The 17,385-nt window shown below is 72.3% G+C and carries 13 protein-coding genes and 2 pseudogenes; 6 read left to right on the forward strand and 9 right to left on the reverse strand.

The window, feature by feature from the left end; genetic code table 11:
• Positions 1 to 412: 412 nt before the first annotated feature.
• Entirely contained in the window at positions 413 to 1,078 is a 666-nt protein-coding gene (locus BLR33_RS18315; RefSeq protein ID WP_176930310.1) for a PepSY domain-containing protein, read from the reverse strand.
• A 571-nt stretch (positions 1,079 to 1,649) separates the two neighbouring features.
• Between BLR33_RS18315 and BLR33_RS18320 the strand changes: the two genes are divergently transcribed.
• The gene (locus tag BLR33_RS18320) at positions 1,650 to 2,129 is read left to right on the forward strand and encodes a GNAT family N-acetyltransferase (protein WP_093785601.1); all 480 of its coding nucleotides are present in this window, start codon (positions 1,650 to 1,652) and stop codon (positions 2,127 to 2,129) included.
• A gap of 50 nt (positions 2,130 to 2,179) precedes the next feature.
• On the opposite strand, the pseudogene BLR33_RS36175 reads toward BLR33_RS18320, so the two are convergent.
• A pseudogene (locus tag BLR33_RS36175) lies at positions 2,180 to 2,371 on the reverse strand (IS256 family transposase); the annotation flags it as partial.
• A gap of 304 nt (positions 2,372 to 2,675) precedes the next feature.
• On the opposite strand from BLR33_RS36175, the gene BLR33_RS34785 reads away from it, so the two are divergent.
• Positions 2,676 to 3,296 (forward strand): hypothetical protein, encoded by a 621-nt coding sequence (locus BLR33_RS34785; RefSeq protein WP_143031712.1) that lies wholly within the window; start codon positions 2,676 to 2,678, stop codon positions 3,294 to 3,296.
• 292 nt (positions 3,297 to 3,588) lie between these two features.
• On the opposite strand, the gene BLR33_RS18335 is transcribed toward BLR33_RS34785, so the two are convergent.
• Both BLR33_RS18335 and BLR33_RS18340 read right to left on the reverse strand, forming a co-directional pair.
• A complete protein-coding gene (locus BLR33_RS18335; RefSeq protein WP_245771496.1) occupies positions 3,589 to 4,290 on the reverse strand; it encodes an HAD family hydrolase in 702 nt (233 codons plus the stop codon).
• A 321-nt stretch (positions 4,291 to 4,611) separates the two neighbouring features.
• On the reverse strand, positions 4,612 to 6,504 hold the full coding sequence (locus tag BLR33_RS18340; protein ID WP_093785603.1) for a coagulation factor 5/8 type domain-containing protein: 1,893 nt from the start codon (positions 6,502 to 6,504) through the stop codon (positions 4,612 to 4,614).
• A gap of 360 nt (positions 6,505 to 6,864) precedes the next feature.
• On the opposite strand from BLR33_RS18340, the gene BLR33_RS35245 reads away from it, so the two are divergent.
• From BLR33_RS35245 to BLR33_RS34790, 3 genes and pseudogenes are all read left to right on the forward strand, one after another.
• Positions 6,865 to 7,179: an MmyB family transcriptional regulator gene (locus BLR33_RS35245; protein ID WP_176930311.1), complete on the forward strand. Its 315-nt coding sequence runs from the start codon at positions 6,865 to 6,867 to the stop codon at positions 7,177 to 7,179.
• A gap of 361 nt (positions 7,180 to 7,540) precedes the next feature.
• A pseudogene (locus BLR33_RS18345) lies at positions 7,541 to 7,770 on the forward strand (IS1380 family transposase); the annotation flags it as partial.
• A 117-nt stretch (positions 7,771 to 7,887) separates the two neighbouring features.
• Positions 7,888 to 8,508 (forward strand): hypothetical protein, encoded by a 621-nt coding sequence (locus BLR33_RS34790; protein ID WP_143031713.1) that lies wholly within the window; start codon positions 7,888 to 7,890, stop codon positions 8,506 to 8,508.
• Between the two features lie 202 nt (positions 8,509 to 8,710).
• Here the strand turns inward: BLR33_RS34790 and BLR33_RS18355 are convergent, their stop codons facing one another.
• Entirely contained in the window at positions 8,711 to 9,883 is a 1,173-nt protein-coding gene (locus BLR33_RS18355) for an MBL fold metallo-hydrolase (RefSeq protein WP_093785605.1), read from the reverse strand.
• 59 nt (positions 9,884 to 9,942) lie between these two features.
• Positions 9,943 to 10,791 carry a GNAT family N-acetyltransferase gene (locus tag BLR33_RS18360; RefSeq protein ID WP_093785878.1) on the reverse strand — a complete coding sequence of 283 codons (849 nt, stop codon included), beginning with the start codon at positions 10,789 to 10,791 and terminating at the stop codon, positions 9,943 to 9,945.
• A gap of 100 nt (positions 10,792 to 10,891) precedes the next feature.
• Between BLR33_RS18360 and BLR33_RS18365 the strand changes: the two genes are divergently transcribed.
• Positions 10,892 to 13,177: a S9 family peptidase gene (locus BLR33_RS18365; RefSeq protein ID WP_107408894.1), complete on the forward strand. Its 2,286-nt coding sequence runs from the start codon at positions 10,892 to 10,894 to the stop codon at positions 13,175 to 13,177.
• 493 nt (positions 13,178 to 13,670) lie between these two features.
• On the opposite strand, the gene BLR33_RS18370 is transcribed toward BLR33_RS18365, so the two are convergent.
• From BLR33_RS18370 to BLR33_RS18380, 3 genes are read right to left on the reverse strand one after another with little or no spacing between them, the layout of a single operon-like run.
• On the reverse strand, positions 13,671 to 14,588 hold the full coding sequence (locus BLR33_RS18370; RefSeq protein WP_093785607.1) for an ROK family protein: 918 nt from the start codon (positions 14,586 to 14,588) through the stop codon (positions 13,671 to 13,673).
• Between the two features lie 6 nt (positions 14,589 to 14,594).
• Positions 14,595 to 15,632: a LacI family DNA-binding transcriptional regulator gene (locus tag BLR33_RS18375; RefSeq protein ID WP_245771497.1), complete on the reverse strand. Its 1,038-nt coding sequence runs from the start codon at positions 15,630 to 15,632 to the stop codon at positions 14,595 to 14,597.
• Entirely contained in the window at positions 15,629 to 17,371 is a 1,743-nt protein-coding gene (locus tag BLR33_RS18380; RefSeq protein WP_093785608.1) for a class I mannose-6-phosphate isomerase, read from the reverse strand. The genes BLR33_RS18375 and BLR33_RS18380 overlap by 4 nt, the downstream gene beginning before the upstream one ends.
• Positions 17,372 to 17,385: the final 14 nt, after the last annotated feature.

Here is a 17,385-nt window from a genome sequence, read left to right on the forward strand (position 1 = left end):
GCCGTGCAAGCGCGGTGCGGCCTCCGTACCCGCACGGGCGCCCGGTTCTGCCCGCTGCGTTGTCCCGGGACGTAGGTGCCGCCCACGTTCCGGCCTCCTCGTCCGGCGGGGCCACGGCGCGAGCCGGGAACTCGGTGGCTCTCACCACGGAGCCGCGCGGAGACGCCTCCAACCTTGTCGCGGTGCTGCGGCGCGACGCCTCCTGCTCCTTGCCGCAGGCAGCGTCCCGGGTCGAACGTCTCGCGCGGGAAAGGGTGCGCCGCTTCTTCCACGTGTACGAGGAACTTCCTTCATCGCCACTGTGCTGCTTCATGGACGGCGGCGTCCGAGCGCTGGGCATGGGGGTGCCCCCGACTTTGGGAGGTGTCGGGGGCAGCTCCATGGGGTGAGGGTGCCCTGCTGGGCTTACGGCCTATTCCCAGCCGACGACCTTGAATTCCTGGTTCACGAAGACGTGGTGGGGCCAGTTGATGCTGATGTTGTGGACCTCGTATTCGCCGTCATCGAGCTTGACGACGCGGTCGGCGATACCGCCGGGCACGACGGCCTGGGCGGCCTGGATGGCCTTGTCGGCGGTCGGGCCGTTGACGGTGGTGCCCTCGCCCTCGGTGTAGTCGGGGATGGTGCCGACGGACTTGTCGGGCGACGGCGTGCCTTGTGTGAAGGCGATCACGCCGGCCTTCTGGGACGCTGCGGCGCCGCCGTCGCCGTGTGGTTGGATGTCGACCTTGGATGCCGTGATGGTGGTGCTGTCGACCAGGCCGAGGACGAGGATGCTGGCGCCGTCCTGGACCTGCTCGGCCGAGGTGCGGTGGTTGCTGCGGGTGAACACGGTGTGCGCGTCGTCGGTCACGGTGACCGAGACGCCGGTGGCCGTCTTGATGGTGAAGCCGGTGGTGGAGGTCGACTGGACGATGCCGGTGGCGCCGCCGTCGGACGGGTCGCTGCGCTGGCCGCCGTCGCTCGGCAGTGCGGTGGGCGTCCCGGATGCGCTCGGTGAGGGAGTGGATGCCATCGAGGTTCCGACCGTGGCGAAGCCCGCGAGGGCGGCCGTCAGCGCGGCGCCTGCGATGAGCACGGCCTTCTTGTTCTTCCGGTGGGTTCCCTTTCGGCGCGTGCGGGCCGACATATCGGCGCCTTCACCTGCAATCACGAAATGGCTCCTCAGCTCGGATTCGAACCATCTGGATCATGACTGCCGATGATGTGGGGGCAGTTGCATTCTCCTGAGAGCGACCTGTGTGTTGCCGGGTGCGGCGTCAGGGTGGTGCGAGGGCTGGTCGGTGGCGTTCGGATTGTTCGCGACCGGCTTGACCGGAATTGAGAGCGTCGCAGAACGGGTAGGTCCCGGGAGGAACCATTTGTGCGCGGCCTGTGGTGCCCGGTGCCAGACCTGACAAGAACTGCCTGGGCGAACGGGTTCAGAGCCGGGGAGCGTTGTCTCCGCGGACTGGGTGGACGGGTGCAACAACCCACGGTGTTCTCTCGCTTGGAGAGGTCTTCCTTCCGTGCGGTCGGCGGGACTCCCGATCGGTTTGCTCGCCGGTCGCAACTGGCCGGTGTTTGCTGAGCGGAGGAGGGCGCTCACGGCGTCCGAGGGGGCGGCTAGCGGCCACTATCGCCTGCACCTCGCTCGATAGACTCGGCTCGTGATCATCAGCCAGGCGAATGCGGACGACGTCGCGGGCTTGGCCCGGCTCTTGTGGCTGGATACCCGCAAGGAGGAGCCAGGGCAGCGGTCCCTTGATGCATTCGCGGCGGAGCTCGCGCGGTGGTGGACTGCAAATCGGCACTCGCACCTGGCGTTCGTGGCGCGACTCCTTCGACCGGAGATCGTTGGCATGGCCTGGGTCGCGCTGGTCCCACGTGTGCCGAGACCTGGAGCAACAAGCCGGCTGTCCGCGGACATCCAGAGCGTCTTCGTCATGCCCGACCAGCGGGGCCGGGGGATCGGCTCGGCGCTGGTGGAGGCTGCCTCGGAGCACGCGACATCCCTCGGGTCCGCTCGCGTGACGGTCCACTCTGGTCGCACCGCGGTCCCGATGTACGAACGGCTGGGCTTTGAGTCGTCCCGGCAGCTCCTGCAACGAACGGCGTCCCGCAACATGGTGCAGACAGACGGATCATGACAGCCGAGGGCGCCACACCCGAACCCGCTCGCTCGTGTCACCAGGTCTTCGCGCTCGACGAGGATGCCGCTCTCGAAGCGGGTGCCCGAGCGGACGAGGGCGACCAGGTGGGCTCCTGTGATCGCACGCCAGCGTTCCTGGGCGGACTCGACCAGCTTGAACACCATGGCGAGGGCGGCTGGGCTGCCGGCCCCGCAGGTGACCTTGGTCCGCAGCCTGACCGTGGAGGACGCGGACTCGATCGTCGGGCCGGCCGGCCCGAAGACGAGCCCGTACCCACGGAGATTTGGTGCCGTACGAGGATGACGAGGGTCAAACCGTATCGTCACTTCTGTCCGGTCAATGGCGCCTGCGCTGCTGGGAGCCGTACCGGTTGATTTCACCCAGTCTTGGCTGACTACTCTTCCTCCTTGGGACGTCCGCGTCGTACGGAGGGTCGAAGAGGCCGCTGGGGGCGGGGATCGGTGCCGCAGTGCTGATCCGGAGCATGTTCGCATTGGCTTCCTGACTGCGGACCAGATGACCCGTTCAAGGTGGGAGAGATGGATGGCGAACCCTGTTGACGTCATGCTTCGGGGAAGCGTGACACCCTTGATGAGGTCGGCTGGATTTCGTAAGGCGGGTCGCCGGTACCGGCTCACCGCTGGTAATGGCGACCTCGTCATCCTGGAATTCGAGGTAAGAAGTACTCTCGGGGTCTTCGCGGTCGATTACGTCATGGTTCCACTGTCACATTGGGATTGGGTCAACCGAAATGATCTGGGGCTCCCGGCGCCTGATGTGGGGGCAGGCGTGGTTCGATGCGACATCGCACCGCCGGTGCAGGTGGCTGCCCAGTTCTCGGAAGGTCCGACCTTCTCCTATCGATGGATAGTTGATGAGGCCGATGAGGGAACCCGTTGCGCTGTGGCGCTGACTGCCGCGCTGAAGGAACAGTTGCCCTTGATGCGTCGGCTGCTGGATCGGGAGACGGTGCTGCGAGAGGCGGGGGACCCCGCTTCGGAGGTCCATCCGCTGCTCCCCATGGACCTGCTGTCGTTGTTCCTGCGGATTGACGCGGTGGACGCGGCGGGCCTGGAAAAACTCCTGACCGCTGTGGATCCCACTACACCGAATCTGTATGCGTTGGCTGATTGGGCGCGCGTCCGAGTCGCCGCACGGGCGTAGATGAATCACCGCCGGCGGATGACTGGACGCGAACCGGGCCGTCGCCGACCGTTTGCGTGAACGGTCGAAAAGCCGCAATTCTCTGGAGGCATGGGTTGTTTCTGGGTCCGTTCGGGGAGTTCCCAGTGGCGCCGTCATGATCACCGGCGTCGTCGTTGACCAGCTGAACGTTCTCGGTCCGAGTACGGGGAAGAAGCGGCAGAAGCGCCTGACGGATATCGATGAGACGGCCAGGGACCTCGACAATCCTCAGTGACGTGTTCCGCGGTCATCTCCCGCTCGGCGAGCCGTGTCAGTCGAGGGTCGGCGTCGCGAGAATGCTGTCGGCGAGGTGGGCGAGCAGGTCCGCGGGGGAGTCGTAGACGGCCTCCATCCCGGCGGCGGCCAGCTCCTCGCGTGACCATCCGCCGCTGAGCACGCCCAGGCAGCGGACCCCTGCCTTGCCGGCCGCCTTTCCGTCCCAGGCGGCGTCACCGACGAAGACCGCCTGCCCGGCCTCCACGCCGGCCTTCTCCAGCGCCTGCTGGACGAGGTCGGGGGCCGGCTTGCTCGACGACACGTCGTCGGCCGTGGTGACCGCCGCGATCGCGTCGCCGGCGCCGAGTGCGCGGAGCATCACCTCCGCCTCGTTCTGCTTCGCCGACGAGGCGAGGACCACCCGCCATCCGCGTGCGGCGCACGCCCGCACCAGATCACCCGCGCCGGGCAGCGGCACCAGCCGGGACCAGTACTGGGCGTAGAGCGTGTCGTGGGCGGCGCTGAGCGTGTCGTCCATGTCCTTGTCCCGGTCCTCGCCGAGCAGGGTCGCGAGCAGGTGGTCGCTGCCCATGCCGATGCAGCGGTGCACCCGGGCCATGGGCACCTCGGCCCCCTGCTGGCGCAGCGCCTCCCACCAGGCGACGGTGTGCAGATAGACGGTGTCGATCAGGGTGCCGTCGACATCGAACAGCACCGCAGCCTCGGCCTTCCCGCCGGCCTTGTCGTTCGCAGTCACATCTCGTCCTCTCCATGGCCCGCAGGCCCCGATCCGGCGTCGGCCGGATGCCGGCGAGGATCAGCCGGAGACGGCCCGGCCCTCGCGGTGGTCCATGAGCTGTGCTGCCCGCTCCTTCCCGGGCGCATTCCGCCTGTCCGCCGGATGGCCGCCGCCGCCTCGCCCTGCCCCGTCCTGGCGCGGCGAGGCGCGGCACCCGACGGGCCTCGCTTCACCGCCCACCGCAGGGGCAAACGCAGCGACTACCTGTGGGGTGCCCGGAGACCGGAGGCCCGGGTGGGCGGCCGGCACACGCGCCGGGCGCCTACCCGGGCCGTGGCCTCAGTCCGGGTAGGACGTGAGCAGCGCCAGGTTGGTCGTCGCGTCAGAGGGACCTCCCGTGGTGTTGATGACGTGGGCGATCGTGCCCTGACCGCCGCCCAGGGAGAACGTGATCATGCTGTGGAAGCGGACACCGGGCGTGCGCGGCGCCGCGAACGCGCTGTCGTTCACGATCGTCGGGTCGTCGGCGAAGATGCAGTAGCTGCCCAGTCCCCACGCCTCGTGCGAGCGGACGTGCGGGGCCACCTGGTAGGCGCGGTAGCCGCGGGTCCTCCCGTCGTTCCAGGCGGCCTGGTTCGGCGGGTCGTAGGGCATCTCGTTCTGGAAGAAGTAGGTCCGGCCGCGCTCGCCGTTCCACTGCACCTGGGTCTTCTGGTGGTGCTCGACGAACAGCCCGTAGACGGTGACGTCGTCGCCGTTGACCACCAGGCCGTTCTCGGAGGTGTTGACGTCCCAGCCGACGCCCTGGCCGTGGTCGGCGCGCCACAGCCAGGTGTTGTCGATGATCACGTCGTCGCTGTTGACGACGATCGACTGCTTGGCGCGGCCCGCGCCCGCGCCGCCGATGCGGACGAAGACGTCGTGCAGCGAGGTCGGGTTCGCCGCGTGGCCGCGCCGGGCGCCGTCCGGGCCGATCCGCACCAGGACGTCCGAGACCTGCGGGCCGGCGTCCACCAGCAGGCCGGCGATCACCACGCCGTCCACGTCGGCGACGTCGAGCGCGGCGGTGCCGTTGTCCGGGACGAGGGTGGCGAGGCCGAGGCCCAGGACGATCGTGCCGGCGCGGGTGATCCGCAGCGGCTCGGTGAGGTGGTAGATGCCCGGGGTGAGGATCAGGTGCTTGCCCTGGGCGAGCGCGGCGTTGAGGTCGTCGGCGGACTCGGTGGGCTTGGCGAGGTGGAAGCCGCCGATCGGCAGCGAGGTGCCTTCGGGCTTGCGGCCCTCCCAGCTGGTGCCGTGCGTGTCGCGGCGGACGGCCGGGACGAAGACCTGGTAGGCGCCGTCGCCGTCCACGTACAGGAACGGCTTCTCGCGGACGACCGGGGTGCGGGCGACATTGGTGTAGGTGGGGGACGGGAACGAGGTGGCCGGGGCGTTGTCGACGCCGACGAAGACCATGTTCCAGTTGGAGCCCGTCCACTGGCCGAGCATGCCGTTGCGGGTCAGCCACTGCTGCTGGGTGCCGGAGTTGACCTGGCCGGTGATCTTGCAGTCGGCGATGAAGCCGCCGCTGGAGTAGCCGCCGTCGTCCAGCCGCAGGTCGCCCAGCAGGTAGACGCGGCGGAAGAAGGTGGCCTGCGAGACGGCCCAGCGGGCGGTGCCGCTGCGGGGCACGATGTTGAGGTTCTCCACGCCGCGCCAGAAGTTGGTGAGGGCGCCGTGACCGTGGGCGTCGGCGTCCGCGTGGACGGCGTTGGTGATGCTCGCCGCCGCGGGCTGGAGGCCGAGACCGACAGCCTGGGTGTAGTAGCCGATGTTCAGGTCGACGCCGTAGGAGCCCGGTTTGAACAGCAGGGCGTAGCGGCCGGTGCCGAACTCGGCGCCGGCCTGCTGGGCGTAGACGGCGTCGGCGATCGACTGGAGGGTGGCGGCCGGGGTGTCGCCGTCGAAGACGTACACGTTCGGGCCGAAGTCCGGCTCGCCCTCCGGGTGCTGGGCCGGAGGCGGGGGCGTGACGGCGGCGGGGGTGGCCGTGGTGGCCTGATCCGTCGCCTGGGTGCCGGCCTGCACGGCGGGGCGCGCGGTGTCGGCGGCTGCGGCCGGGGCCGCGCCGGCGGCCACCCCCGCGCCGGTGGCGACGGCGCCGCCGGCCAGGGTCAGAAAGCCCCGCCGTCCCAGGCCGGAGCGGTGCGGGTGCTGCTCGGGGGAGTGCTCGTCGGAACCGTTGGGCACGAGGAGTCCCTTTCGCGAGGACCGGCTCGGAGCCACGTGGGGAGGACCCGCCCCCGGTCCGGACGTAGCCGGCCCCTGACCGGACCGACTTTTTTCACCTCGTGATTTAACGCGTGAGACATCTGAGCGTCAATGGTCCTGCCGATCCCCAAGTGCATTCGGCCGCCGCGGGGTTCGGGCTGCCACCGCGCCGCAGCCCGACCCTCCGGCCGGGAACCCGGGACCGGAATCCGTCCGCGCAGGTACTGCGGGCGCTCGCCGGGTGCTGCGGCTGGACGACGCCGGCACCGCCCACCTCCTGGGCTCGGTGCCGCCCGCCCGCAGCGGGCGGCCTCCCCGCAGGAGGCGGACGCCGGGACCGTGCTCGACGGCATCCTCGAGCTGCTCGGCACCCTGCCGCTGCCCGCGTTCGTCGAGGACCGCTGGTTCGACGTGCTCGCCGCGAACGGGCTCGCGCACGCGCTCTCGTCGCGGCTCGCGGTCGGCTGCAACCGGCTGCGCCCAGCCGTTGTCGGGGGTGGTGGCGATGGTTCGCCACCAGGGGGTGGGTGGGGGCAGGTGGCGGGTTCGAAGGGTGGGCCGACGTGGGGGGTTGCGGAGTGCCGGCCGGCTGTGTGTGCGGCGAGCATGGTGCGTTCTGCGGATTCGGCCCAGGGGCGTGGAAGGCGAGGTTGAAGGTGTCCCCGGCCAGCGCCGACTCGCGTTCCGGTCACGCAGTTCCGGGTATCTACCGTCGCTTGGCCAGCATGCGCGCCGCTTGCGAGAAGCAGATCAACGCAAAGCCGAAGCCGACAGCCAAGGCGGCATCGCCCCTGCCCGCGGGCTCTCCCAGCAGAAACCAGGAACCTCCTGCAACGAGGAGGAGGGCTCCCGTTGCCAGCAAGCCGATTGTGATTCTGCGGTCGTTCATCACGGGCCTCGCGTTTCGTCCATCGTCGCGCCCAACATGTGGCCAGGAAGATGGAGAACGCTCTTGACCTGCAACGATGGGACTTGCCGAGGGTCTTGCCAGATGCAAAAGAGGAGCACTCTCCAGGTGAACAAGAGTATCGGGTCGTACCCATCTGTCCGAGTCCAGGGCGGCGGAGGTGCCGTCGTCTCGCAGGCCGGTGGGTGCTGGTGGAGACCGTTCGCAAGGCTGGTCCGGACACGGCGATATCGGCGGCGTCAGCACCGTGGCGCAAGCCGCGGGCGGTGCACGATCCGGGCAAGGCCCTGCTGGACCTCGCCCTGGCGGTGGCACTGCGCGGGAACTGTCTGAAAGATCCAGGCTGAGGAGTCTTCTCGTTCGGTGAGTTCAGTCTGCGGTGGCGGATGAGGACGCAGACGATGGCTTCGATGGCGGGGTAGTCTCCGGTTCTGCGTTCAAGGTGGGAGAGATGGATGGCGAACCCTGTCGACGTCATGCTTCGGGGAAGCGTGACACCCTTGATGAGGTCAGCTGGATTTCGTAAGGCGGGTCGCCGATACCGGCTCACCGCTGGTAACGGCGACCTCGTCATCCTGGAATTCGAGGTAAGAAGTACTCCCGGGGTCTTCGCGGTCGATTACGTCATGGTTCCACTGTCACGTTGGGATTGGGTCAACCGAAATGATCTCGGGCTCCCAGCTCCTGATGTGGGGGCAGGCGTGGTCCGATGCGACATCGCACCGCCGGCGCAGGTGGCGCCTCAGTTCTCGGAAGGACCGCCCTTCTCCTATCGATGGATAGTTGATGAGGCCGATGAGGGAACCCGTTGCGCTGCGGCGCTGACTGCCGCGCTGAAGGAACAGTTGCCCTTGATGCGTCGGCTGCTGGATCGGGAGACGGTGCTGCGAGAGGCGGGGGACCCCGTTTCGGAAGTCCATGCGCTGCTCCCCGAGGACCTACTGTCGTTGTTCCTGCGGATTGACGCGGTGGACGCGGCAGGCCTGGAAAAACTCTTGGCCGCCGTGGATCCCACTACACCGAATCTGGACGCGTTGGCTGATTGGGCGCGCGTTCGAGTCGCAGCACGGGCGTAGGTGACCTGTCACGAGCGGATGACCTGACGCGAACCGCGGCGTCGCTGACCACTTGCGTGAATGGTCCCCAAGCCGCAATTCTCTGGTGCTGGATTATTTCCGGTCCCGTTGGGGGAGTCCGCCGGGGCGCGGGTGGGTTCGGGGCCGGGGGTTCCGGGCGTTGGTGGTGGAGGAGTCCGCCGGGCCCCGGCTCGGGTGTGGGTCAGGCGTCGGAGAGGGATTCGTCCTGGACCGGGGTGGGTGGGGGCCAGGGGGTCCAGCCGTCGGCGGGTGGGTAGGCGACTTCGCGCCACCAGGGGTAGGCGGGCGGCGGGGTGGCGGGTTCGAAGGGCTGGCCGACCAGGGGAGTGGTGGCGGTCGCGCCCGCTTCGTGGGCGGCGAAGACGGTGCCCTCGCCGGGGTCCGCCCAGGCGTGCGGTGCCAGGTTGAAGGTGCCCCAGTGGATCGGCAGCATCACCCCGCGCGCGCTGCCGCCCGACAGGTCGAGGTGCGCCTGGATGCCCTCCGCCGGAGTCATGTGGATGTCCGGCCAGAACTCGCTGTACGCGCCGATCTGGATCATCGTCGCGTCGAACGGGCCGTGCTGGGCGCCGATCTCGGCGAAGCCGGGGAAGTAGCCCGTGTCGCCGCTGTGGTAGATGCGGTGGGTGCCGTCGGTGACGACCCAGGACGCCCACAGGGTCTGCTGGCGCCCGCGCAGGCCCCGGCCGCAGAAGTGGCGGGCCGGGGTGGCGGTCAGCGTGAGGCCCTCGACCTCGGTCGACTCGTTCCAGTCCAGCTCACGCAGCCGGTCGGCCGGCACGCCCCAGTGCTCCAGGTGCGCGCCCACACCGAGCGGCACCGCGAAGACCGCGCCGCCGCGCAGCAGCGCGACGATCGTCGGCATGTCCAGGTGGTCGTAGTGGTCGTGGGAGATGACGACGACGTCCACACCGGTCAGCGAGGCCACCGGCACGGGCGCCGGGTGCACCCGCTTGGGCCCCGCGAAGGCGAACGGCGAGCACCGCTCGCCCCACACCGGGTCGAACAGCACCCGCCGCCCGCCGATCTCGGCGAGCACCGAGGAGTGGCCCATCCAGGTCAGCCGCAGGCCGGAGGCGGGCGGGCGCTCCAGGTCGGCGAGCGTGGTGGGGTGGATCGGCACCGGCCGGGCCGGCTTGCGCGCCTGGCGGGCCTCCTTGCGCAGGTTCGCCGGCAGTGCCTTCAGCATGCCGCCGCTGGGCGTCACACGGGCCCCGACGGGGTTGACGAACGCGCCGTCGGCGTAGTTCGGAGAGGCGAGGATGCGTGCGAGCCGCGCGCCCGTGGGGTCCGCGCCGAACGGCGCGGGCCGTAGTTTCACGAGGCGGGACGGCTTCGGGCCGGCGCCGGTCACGGGTCCTCCAGGCGGATCGGGTGCGGCGGAAGGTCCGCCCTCCCCATTATGCGGCGGCGTCACGACACCGGAGGGGTGAAGACCACGGAGAGTTGATCACTCAGCGGCCGGTAGCCCAGCCGCGGGTAGAGGCGGTTGCTGACCGGATTGGCCAGGTCGGTGAAGAGCAGGACGTCCTTGGCGCCCGCGTCCAGCGCGGCCCGGGTGACCGCGTGGGTGACGCCCGCCCCGTAGCCGCGGCCGCGCTCGGCCTCGGGGGTGTAGACCGCCACGATCCGCACCTGGCCCTCCTCCGGCGGGGTCGTACCGGCCATCGCGACGGGCCGCCCGCCGTCCTCCCACAGGTAGCGACCGCCCAGCGCCAGCGAGTCCGCCACCGCCCGCACCGCGTTCGACGGGCTCTCCTCGCCCAGGTCGCGGGAGAACGCCGCCGCCCACTCCTCCAGCAGCGCGCGGTCCTCCGGCCCGGCGAGCCGGGCCCGCCCGGAGGGTGCCGGGTCCGGCGGCAGCAGCGTGCCGAGCCGGAAGAGCCGCATCTCGCGGTCGACCCGCGCCTGCCCGCCCGTGCGCTCCCGCCACGCGGCGGCGAAGGCCCGCACCGACTCCGCGACCCCGCGAGCACCCGGTACCGAGGCGGGCAGCTCGGCCGCCAGCTCGCGGGCCGACTCCGGGGTGCCGTGGGCGAGCAGCGGCGGGAAGGGCGGGGTCTGCAGGAAGGAGGCGGCGACCTCGCCGGAGCCGTCACGCCACCAGCCGAAGACGGGCGCGCCGCCGTACGTCTCCAGGCCCTGCCGACGCAGCGTCGCGCACACGGTGAGGGCCACGGTGTTCTCCTCGGGCCGCGCCCGCAGGAAGGGGTCCGCGGCGGCGGTGAAGTCGTCGAGCGAGCCGGTGATCGTCCATGCCATCGCCCCATCGTGGCCGCTGCCCGCCATGCCGCGCACCTGGGTTTTCCGGCTCGCCGATCGAATACTTGTTCGAGGCGGTGAACCGTGGCAGTGTGCCGTCATGCCGACCCCCGACGCGCTGCCCGAGCAGGTGGCCACCACCCGGCGGTTCTCCCTCGGCGTGCCCCGCGCCATCACCGTGGGCGCCGACGGCCGCACCGTGCTCTTCCTGCGGACCCGCGCCGGCGACGACCCGGTGGCCTGCCTGTGGGCGACGGACGCCGACACCGGGGCGGAACGGCTGCTCGCCGACCCGGCCGGACTCCTCGAACCCCCCGACGATGCGGGGAGATCGGGCGACGGCATCCGCGCCTACGCCACCGACCGGGCCGGCCGGCTCGCCGTCTTCACCTTCGCCGGGTCGCTGTGGGCGGTCGACGTGGCCGACGGGCGGGTACGGCGGCTGCCCGCGTCGGGCGAGCCCGCCGCACCGCGCCCCGACCCGCAGGGGCGCCGCATCGCCTATGCCACCGGTGGCGCCCTCCGGCTGATCGGCGCCGACGGGCGCGGTGACCGCGAACTGGCCGCGCCCCAGGGCCCGGAGGTCGTGCATGGCCTCGGCGAGCACACCGAGCACGGCCTGTGGTGGGCCCCGGACGGGCGCCGACTCCTGTACGCCCGGACGGACTTCACCCGTGTCGGCCGCTGGTACCTCGCCGATCCCTCGGCGCCGTGGCAGCCGCCGAGGGTGCTGCGGCGTTCGACGCCGGGTACGCCGCTGCCGGACGTGACACTGTGGGTGGCGGAGTTGGCGGCCTCCGCGCGAATGGGGGCGGCCCGGACGGGATCCGGGGCGGCGGGAGCGGGGGCCGCCGAAGCGCCCGCCGAGTCCCCGGCCGAAGCGCACGCCGAGCCCCTGGTCTCACCGCACGCCGAGTCCCCTGCCCGACCGCGGGCCGAGTCCCCGAGCCACGCGGACGCCGAACCCCTCGCCCAATTGCGGGGCGGGCTGCGAACTCCGCCCGACGCGGCCCCGTTTGCGCCACCCCGCATCCAAGTCCTCTGGGACCGGGCCGCGTTCGCGTACGTCGTCGGCGCCGGGTGGGACGCCCACGGCCCGTACGCCCTCGTCCAGTCCCGCGACCAGCGCACCGTACGGCTGCTGGCGATCGACCCCGCCGACGGGACCACCCGCGTGCTGCACGAGCAGCACGACCCCCGCTGGGTGCACCTCGTGCCCGGCCTCCCGGCGCGGACCGCCGCCGGCGAGCTGGTCACGGCCGAGGAGCGGGACGGCACCCGCACGCTGGCCGTCGCCGGCACTCCCGTCACCCCAGCCGGGCTCCAACTCGGCGCCGTGCTCGGCGTCGAGGGCGAGGACGTGCTCTTCACCGCCTCGCGCGAGCCCGCCGAGACCCACCTGTGGACGTACCGGCCGGGGGAGGGGCTGCGGCGGCTCAGCCGGGAGCCGGGCGTGCACACCGGGGTACGTGGCGGCGGCACGCTGGTGCACACCGCGGGCGGCCCGGACCGTCCCGGCGGCCGTACGACGGTACGGCGCCGCGGCAGCACCCGCGCCATCGCCTCGCTCGTCCAGCAACCCACCCTGGACGTACGGGCGGTGCGGCTGCTGCTCGGGCCGCGCCGGCTGCGCGCCGACCTCCACCTGCCGTCCTGGCACCGTCCGGGCACCCGACTGCCCGTCCTGGCCGACCCCTACGGCGGGGCGGCGCGGCGCCGTGTCACGGCCGAGCGGGACTGGCGGTCGCTGGTCGCGCAGTGGTTCGCCGAGCAGGGCTTCGCGGTGCTCGTGGCCGACGGCCGCGGTACTCCCGGGCGCGGCCCGCAGTGGGAACGGGCCGTCCACGGCGACCTGTTCGGCCCTGCGGTGGAGGACCAGGCCACCGCCGTACGGGAGGCGGCCAGGCGGTTCCCCGACCTCGACCCCGGCCGGGTCGGCATCCGCGGCTGGTCCTTCGGCGGCGCGCTCGCCCTGGCGGCCGTCCTCCAGCGCCCCGACGTCTTCCACGCCGCCGTGGCCGGCGCCGCCGTCACCGACCAACGCGTCTACGACGCCCGTTGGCGCGAACGGTTCCTCGGACCGCCCGCGGAGTCACTCCGGACATACGAGTCCAACTCCCTGCTGCGCAGGGCCCCTTCGCTGACCCGCCCGCTCCTCCTGGTCCAGGGCCTCGCCGACACGACCACCCACCCCTCCCACACCCTCCGCATGTCCGCGGCCCTGCTCGCGGCAGCCCGGCCGCACGAGGTCCTGCTCCTCCCGAACGCGGGCCACGACGCCATCGGCTCCCCGCTCACCGCCCCTTTGCTCCGCCACCAACTGGCCTTCCTGCAGAAGCACCTGCACCCACCGAGCCGCAATCAGGCGTACGGCGGGGCGGATTGAGCAGGAAGGCCGCGCCGGGCGGTGAGGCGACGGGGTAGGGCCCGCGGCTGCCGTGGATGGCGGGATTGCTGTGCCTTCGGCCGCGGCGGCGGTGGTTGGCCGCATTCAGGTCGCCCTGCCGGCGGGGGTTGTTGAGGTCGTGGGCGATCGCGGCGCGGGCGGTCATGCGGGGCGGTGCCTTGCGCGCCCGGGAGTTGATGGCCGGGTGGCCGGACGACGGCCTCGTGCGCGGGTCGGAGCTTGCGGCTTGCAACTCGGGCTCGCGGCTTGGGGGCCTACGGCTGGTGCGGGTGGCGGGATTGCCGTGCCTTCGGCCGGACGACGGCCTCGTGCACGGGGATCGGAGCGCGGGCGGTTTGCAACTCGGGCTCGCGGTCGCGGTGTTGGCCGTGCCCGTCACCCGTCCCCGATCGCGGGCTCGGCTCGCACCGGTCCCGTTGCTCACCGTCCGCGAGCCCGCGCGCCCACGACCCCGCGCTCCCGAAGACCACCGTCACCCTTCGCGCAGGGCTCGCACCGCCGCTCCCACCAGCGCCGCATCCTCTCCGTCCGTCCGGGGGACCACATGAACCGTCGCCGGCCCTTCGTCGTGAGCCGTGAGGCCCGCGGTCAGCGGTGGGCCGACGGTCGGCCAGGACGCCGCCACCGAGCCCCCTACGACCAGCGTCGTCGCCTTGAAGGCCGACAGCCACGGGGCCAGTGCGCCACCCAGCGCGGACAGCGCCGTGTCCACGACCTCGCGGGCAGCGCCCTCGCCCGCCGCCGCGGCCGAGGTCAGCTCGCGCCACCCCGCCGGCACCCGCCCGGTCAGGGCCGCGTACCGGGCCGTGACCGCTCGCGTGGAGACCCGTTCCTCCAAGGGGTCGCCGTCGATCGTGAGCAGGTCGGCGCGGCCTTCCGGTGGCACTTCGGGCGACTCGGTCACGATGCGGCCCGCGTCGAGGAAGGCGGAGCCGACGCCCGTGCCCAGGGTGAGCGCTGCCATGCGGGCGGGGCGGTCCGGGGAGGTGTGCCAGGCGCCGAGGGCGAAGGCGTGGGCGTCGTTGAGGAAGAGGGGACGGGCGCCCGGCGGGAGCAGCCGGGTGAGGTGTTCGCCCACCGGGAAGCCGTCGAGGGCGTCGAACTTGCCGACGCCTCGGTAGCGGGCGACGCCCGCCGCGTAGTCGAAGGGGCCCGGCAGGGCGATGCCCCAGACGGGGTGGAGCCGGCGGCCCGCGAGGCCGGCCGCCGCCGCGGCGAGCGCGGTGAGGAACAGGGGAGGGTCGGCGTCCGGGGACAGCGGCAGCCGCTGCCTGCTGCCGGGGATCACCCGGACCGCGACAGGATCGACGGCGGCCGCGGTGACGTGCGAACCGCCGATGTCGAGCACGGGGACGGCCGCGGGCGCCGCGCCCCGCGAGGAAGTGGGCATGGGTACCTACCGGGGGGTCGGGTGGTCCACGAGGGTGGTGGGGACGGTGACGCGCCGCGGCTGGAGGGCGGCGGGGGCGTCGCGGCGCTCGAAGAGCAGCGTGGCGGCGGCCCGGCCCAGCTCGGCGGGGTCGTAGGAGACCACGGTCAGCGGGACGTTGAGCAGGTCGGCCAGCTCGATGTCGTCGAAACCCGCCAGTGCGACGGGCGGTTCGCCGGGGGAGCGGCGGCGCAGCGCGCGCAACGCGCCCACCGTGTTGCGGTTGTTGGCGGCGAGCAGCGCGGTCGGCGGGTCCGGCAGAGCGAGCATGCCGAGGGCCGCCTCCTCGGCGAGCGCGGTGTCGCCCCGGTGCCGGCTGACGTACCGCTCGGCGACCGGGATGCCGGCCTCCTCCAGCGCGAGGGCGTAGCCGCGGAACCGCTCGGAGCCGGTCCACAGCGACGGCGGCAGGCCGAGGAAGCCGATCCGGCGGTGGCCGCGCGCCAGCAGCCGCCGGCAGGCGTCCCGGCTGCCGCCGAAGTCGTCCACGAGCACGCAGTCGACGTCCACACCCACCGGCGGTCCCGCGGCCAGCACCACCGGGGTGCCGCGCAGCCGGTCCGGGGCAAGGTGGGCGTGGTCGTGGCCGGAGGGGACGACGACCAGGCCGTCCACACCGCGCTCCACCAGGTCGGCCACCACCTCGCGTTCGGCTGCCGGGTCCTCGCCGGTGCTGCCGAGCATCACCCGCGCGCCGGACCGGACGCAGATCTCCTCGACGCCCACGGCCAGTTGGGAGTAGAAGGGGTTGGCGAGGTTGGTGACCACCAGGCCGACCAGCTCGGTCGGGCCGCCCGAACGCAGGCCCCGCGCCAGCCGGTTGGGCCGGTAGCCCAGGGCCTCGACCTCGGCGAGCACCCGGCGCCGGGTCTCGTCGCCGATGCCCCCCTGGCCGCGCAGCGCGCGCGAGACTGTCATCGGGCTCACCCCCAGCCGCTCGGCCACGTCCCGCATGGTCAGGGACTGCTCGGGCTCGGGACGTCCGCCCACACCACCTGCGCTCATACCACCTGCGCCTTTACCAGTCGGACCGGTTCCGGCCCGGCGTTGCGCACCTGGTAGGCGGTCACGGAGGCCGGCACGGCAAGAGTCTCGGCGTAGTGTACGAAGTGCTGCTCGCCCGCCTCGGTCGTCACCAGCGCGCCCTGGCCGTCCACCACGGTCAGCACGTGGAAGCGGCCCGCCGTGCTCTGCTCGGCCGCGCCGCCGGGCTCGATCCGCAGCCGGCGGACCTCGAAGAACATCTCGGGCAGCGCGCCGATGAGTTCCTCGTGCCACCCCTCGCCCGCCGTCAGCTCCCGGGGCCGCTGCACCAGGTCGCGCGCGACCGAGGCGCCGGAGCGGGCCGGGTCGAGGTTGCGGAAGGCGTGCTCGACGTGGACCGCGCGCTGCCGGTCGGCGGCGTCCCGGCGCAGCCAGTCGTAGAACCGCAGCGAGTACAGGTACGGGGTGGCGCTGACCTCCAGGACGACGTTGCCCGCGCCGCTGCCGTGCGGGGTGCCGGCCGGGACCAGGTAGAGCTGCCCGGCCTCGGCGGGGAAGGTCTGCACGTAGCGCTCGATGGCGAAGGGCACGCCGTGGGCGTCGGCGGCGTGGGCATGGTCGTGGAAGGAGTCGAGGTCGGCGCCCTCGTGCAGGCCGAGGAAGACGCGGCTGCCGGTGCCCGCCCGCATGAGGTAGTAGCTCTCGTGCTGGGCGTAGGGCCAGCCGAACAGCTCGCGCATCTCCCGCGGTTGAGGATGGCAGTGGACCGACAGGTTGCCGCCGCCGACCGTGTCGAGGTAGTCGAAGCGGATCGGGAACGAGGTGCCGAACATCTCGTGCGCCACCTCACCCAGCACCTGTGCGGGGAAGAGGGAGACGACGAGCTGGAAGGGGACCTCCACGCCCGCCTGCGGGCTCTCGCCGAGCAGGACGCCGCTCTCGGGCGCGATCAGCTCGTACCCCAGCGCGGTGTTGGGCGCCTCGGTGTTGTGACCGAGCTGCTCCTGGCCCCAATGCCCGCCCCACGGGGTGGAGTTGAAGGTCGGCCGGGTACGGAAGGGCCGCCCGGCCAGCCACCGGCAGGACGCCCGCAGGGCCTCGCCGCTGATCGAGCGCGGCTGCGCGGTATCGGTAACGTCGATCCAGCGGTCGATCCGCCGGGCCATGGCGTCGCGGTGCCGGTCCAGCAGGGGCCAGTCGATGTAGAACAGCCGCCGCAGGCTGGGCGGTTCGCCGTCCGGCGCGCCCAGGTTGCGGCCGAGGCCCCGGCCGACGGCCGCCTCCGCGAAGCGCTTGGGCGTGTCGGCCCACCACAGCGCGTCCGCCCCCACCAGCGCGGCGCCGGGGCCGACGACGACCCGCACCTGCCCCTCGGGGACCGCGGCGGACAGCGCCGCCAGCGCGGACGGGTCGAGCAGGTCGGCCAGTTCGCCCTGCGCGAGCCGGGCGAAGTCGGGGTCGCCGGACAGGGCGGGGGAATCGGTGAGCTCGCGGATCGCCGCCCAGTCCCGCATCGCAGTCCGCGTGTCCACGGTCTCCACCGCGGTGCTGCCGGCGGCCCCGAGGGCGGCGCGTATGTCCTCGGCGAGGTCGTCCCAGGCGAGCGCCGGCGGACCGTCGACGGCCAGGAGCCGTACCCCGGCGGGCAGTTCGCGCACGGCAGCGTCCCAGCCGGCGGCGACCGCTCCCGCCTGCACGGGATAGCAGGGGTCCGGCTCGTACGCCGCAGCCGTCACCGTCACTTGCGACCAGTCGCCCATGCCATCCGCTCCGC

Origin of the sequence: Actinacidiphila guanduensis, assembly GCF_900103985.1 — a bacterium.
GTDB classification, from domain to species: Bacteria; Actinomycetota; Actinomycetes; order Streptomycetales; family Streptomycetaceae; genus Actinacidiphila; species Actinacidiphila guanduensis.

Coding starts and splice junctions, on each gene's coding strand:
- BLR33_RS34785 (WP_143031712.1), top strand. CDS start 2,676: ATGGCGAACCCTGTTGACGTCATGCTTCGGGGAAGCGTGACACCCTTG.
- BLR33_RS34790 (WP_143031713.1), top strand. CDS start 7,888: ATGGCGAACCCTGTCGACGTCATGCTTCGGGGAAGCGTGACACCCTTG.
- BLR33_RS18360 (WP_093785878.1), bottom strand. CDS start 10,791: ATGGCATGGACGATCACCGGCTCGCTCGACGACTTCACCGCCGCCGCG.
- BLR33_RS18365 (WP_107408894.1), top strand. CDS start 10,892: ATGCCGACCCCCGACGCGCTGCCCGAGCAGGTGGCCACCACCCGGCGG.
- BLR33_RS18370 (WP_093785607.1), bottom strand. CDS start 14,588: ATGCCCACTTCCTCGCGGGGCGCGGCGCCCGCGGCCGTCCCCGTGCTC.
- BLR33_RS18375 (WP_245771497.1), bottom strand. CDS start 15,632: ATGAGCGCAGGTGGTGTGGGCGGACGTCCCGAGCCCGAGCAGTCCCTG.
- BLR33_RS18380 (WP_093785608.1), bottom strand. CDS start 17,371: ATGGGCGACTGGTCGCAAGTGACGGTGACGGCTGCGGCGTACGAGCCG.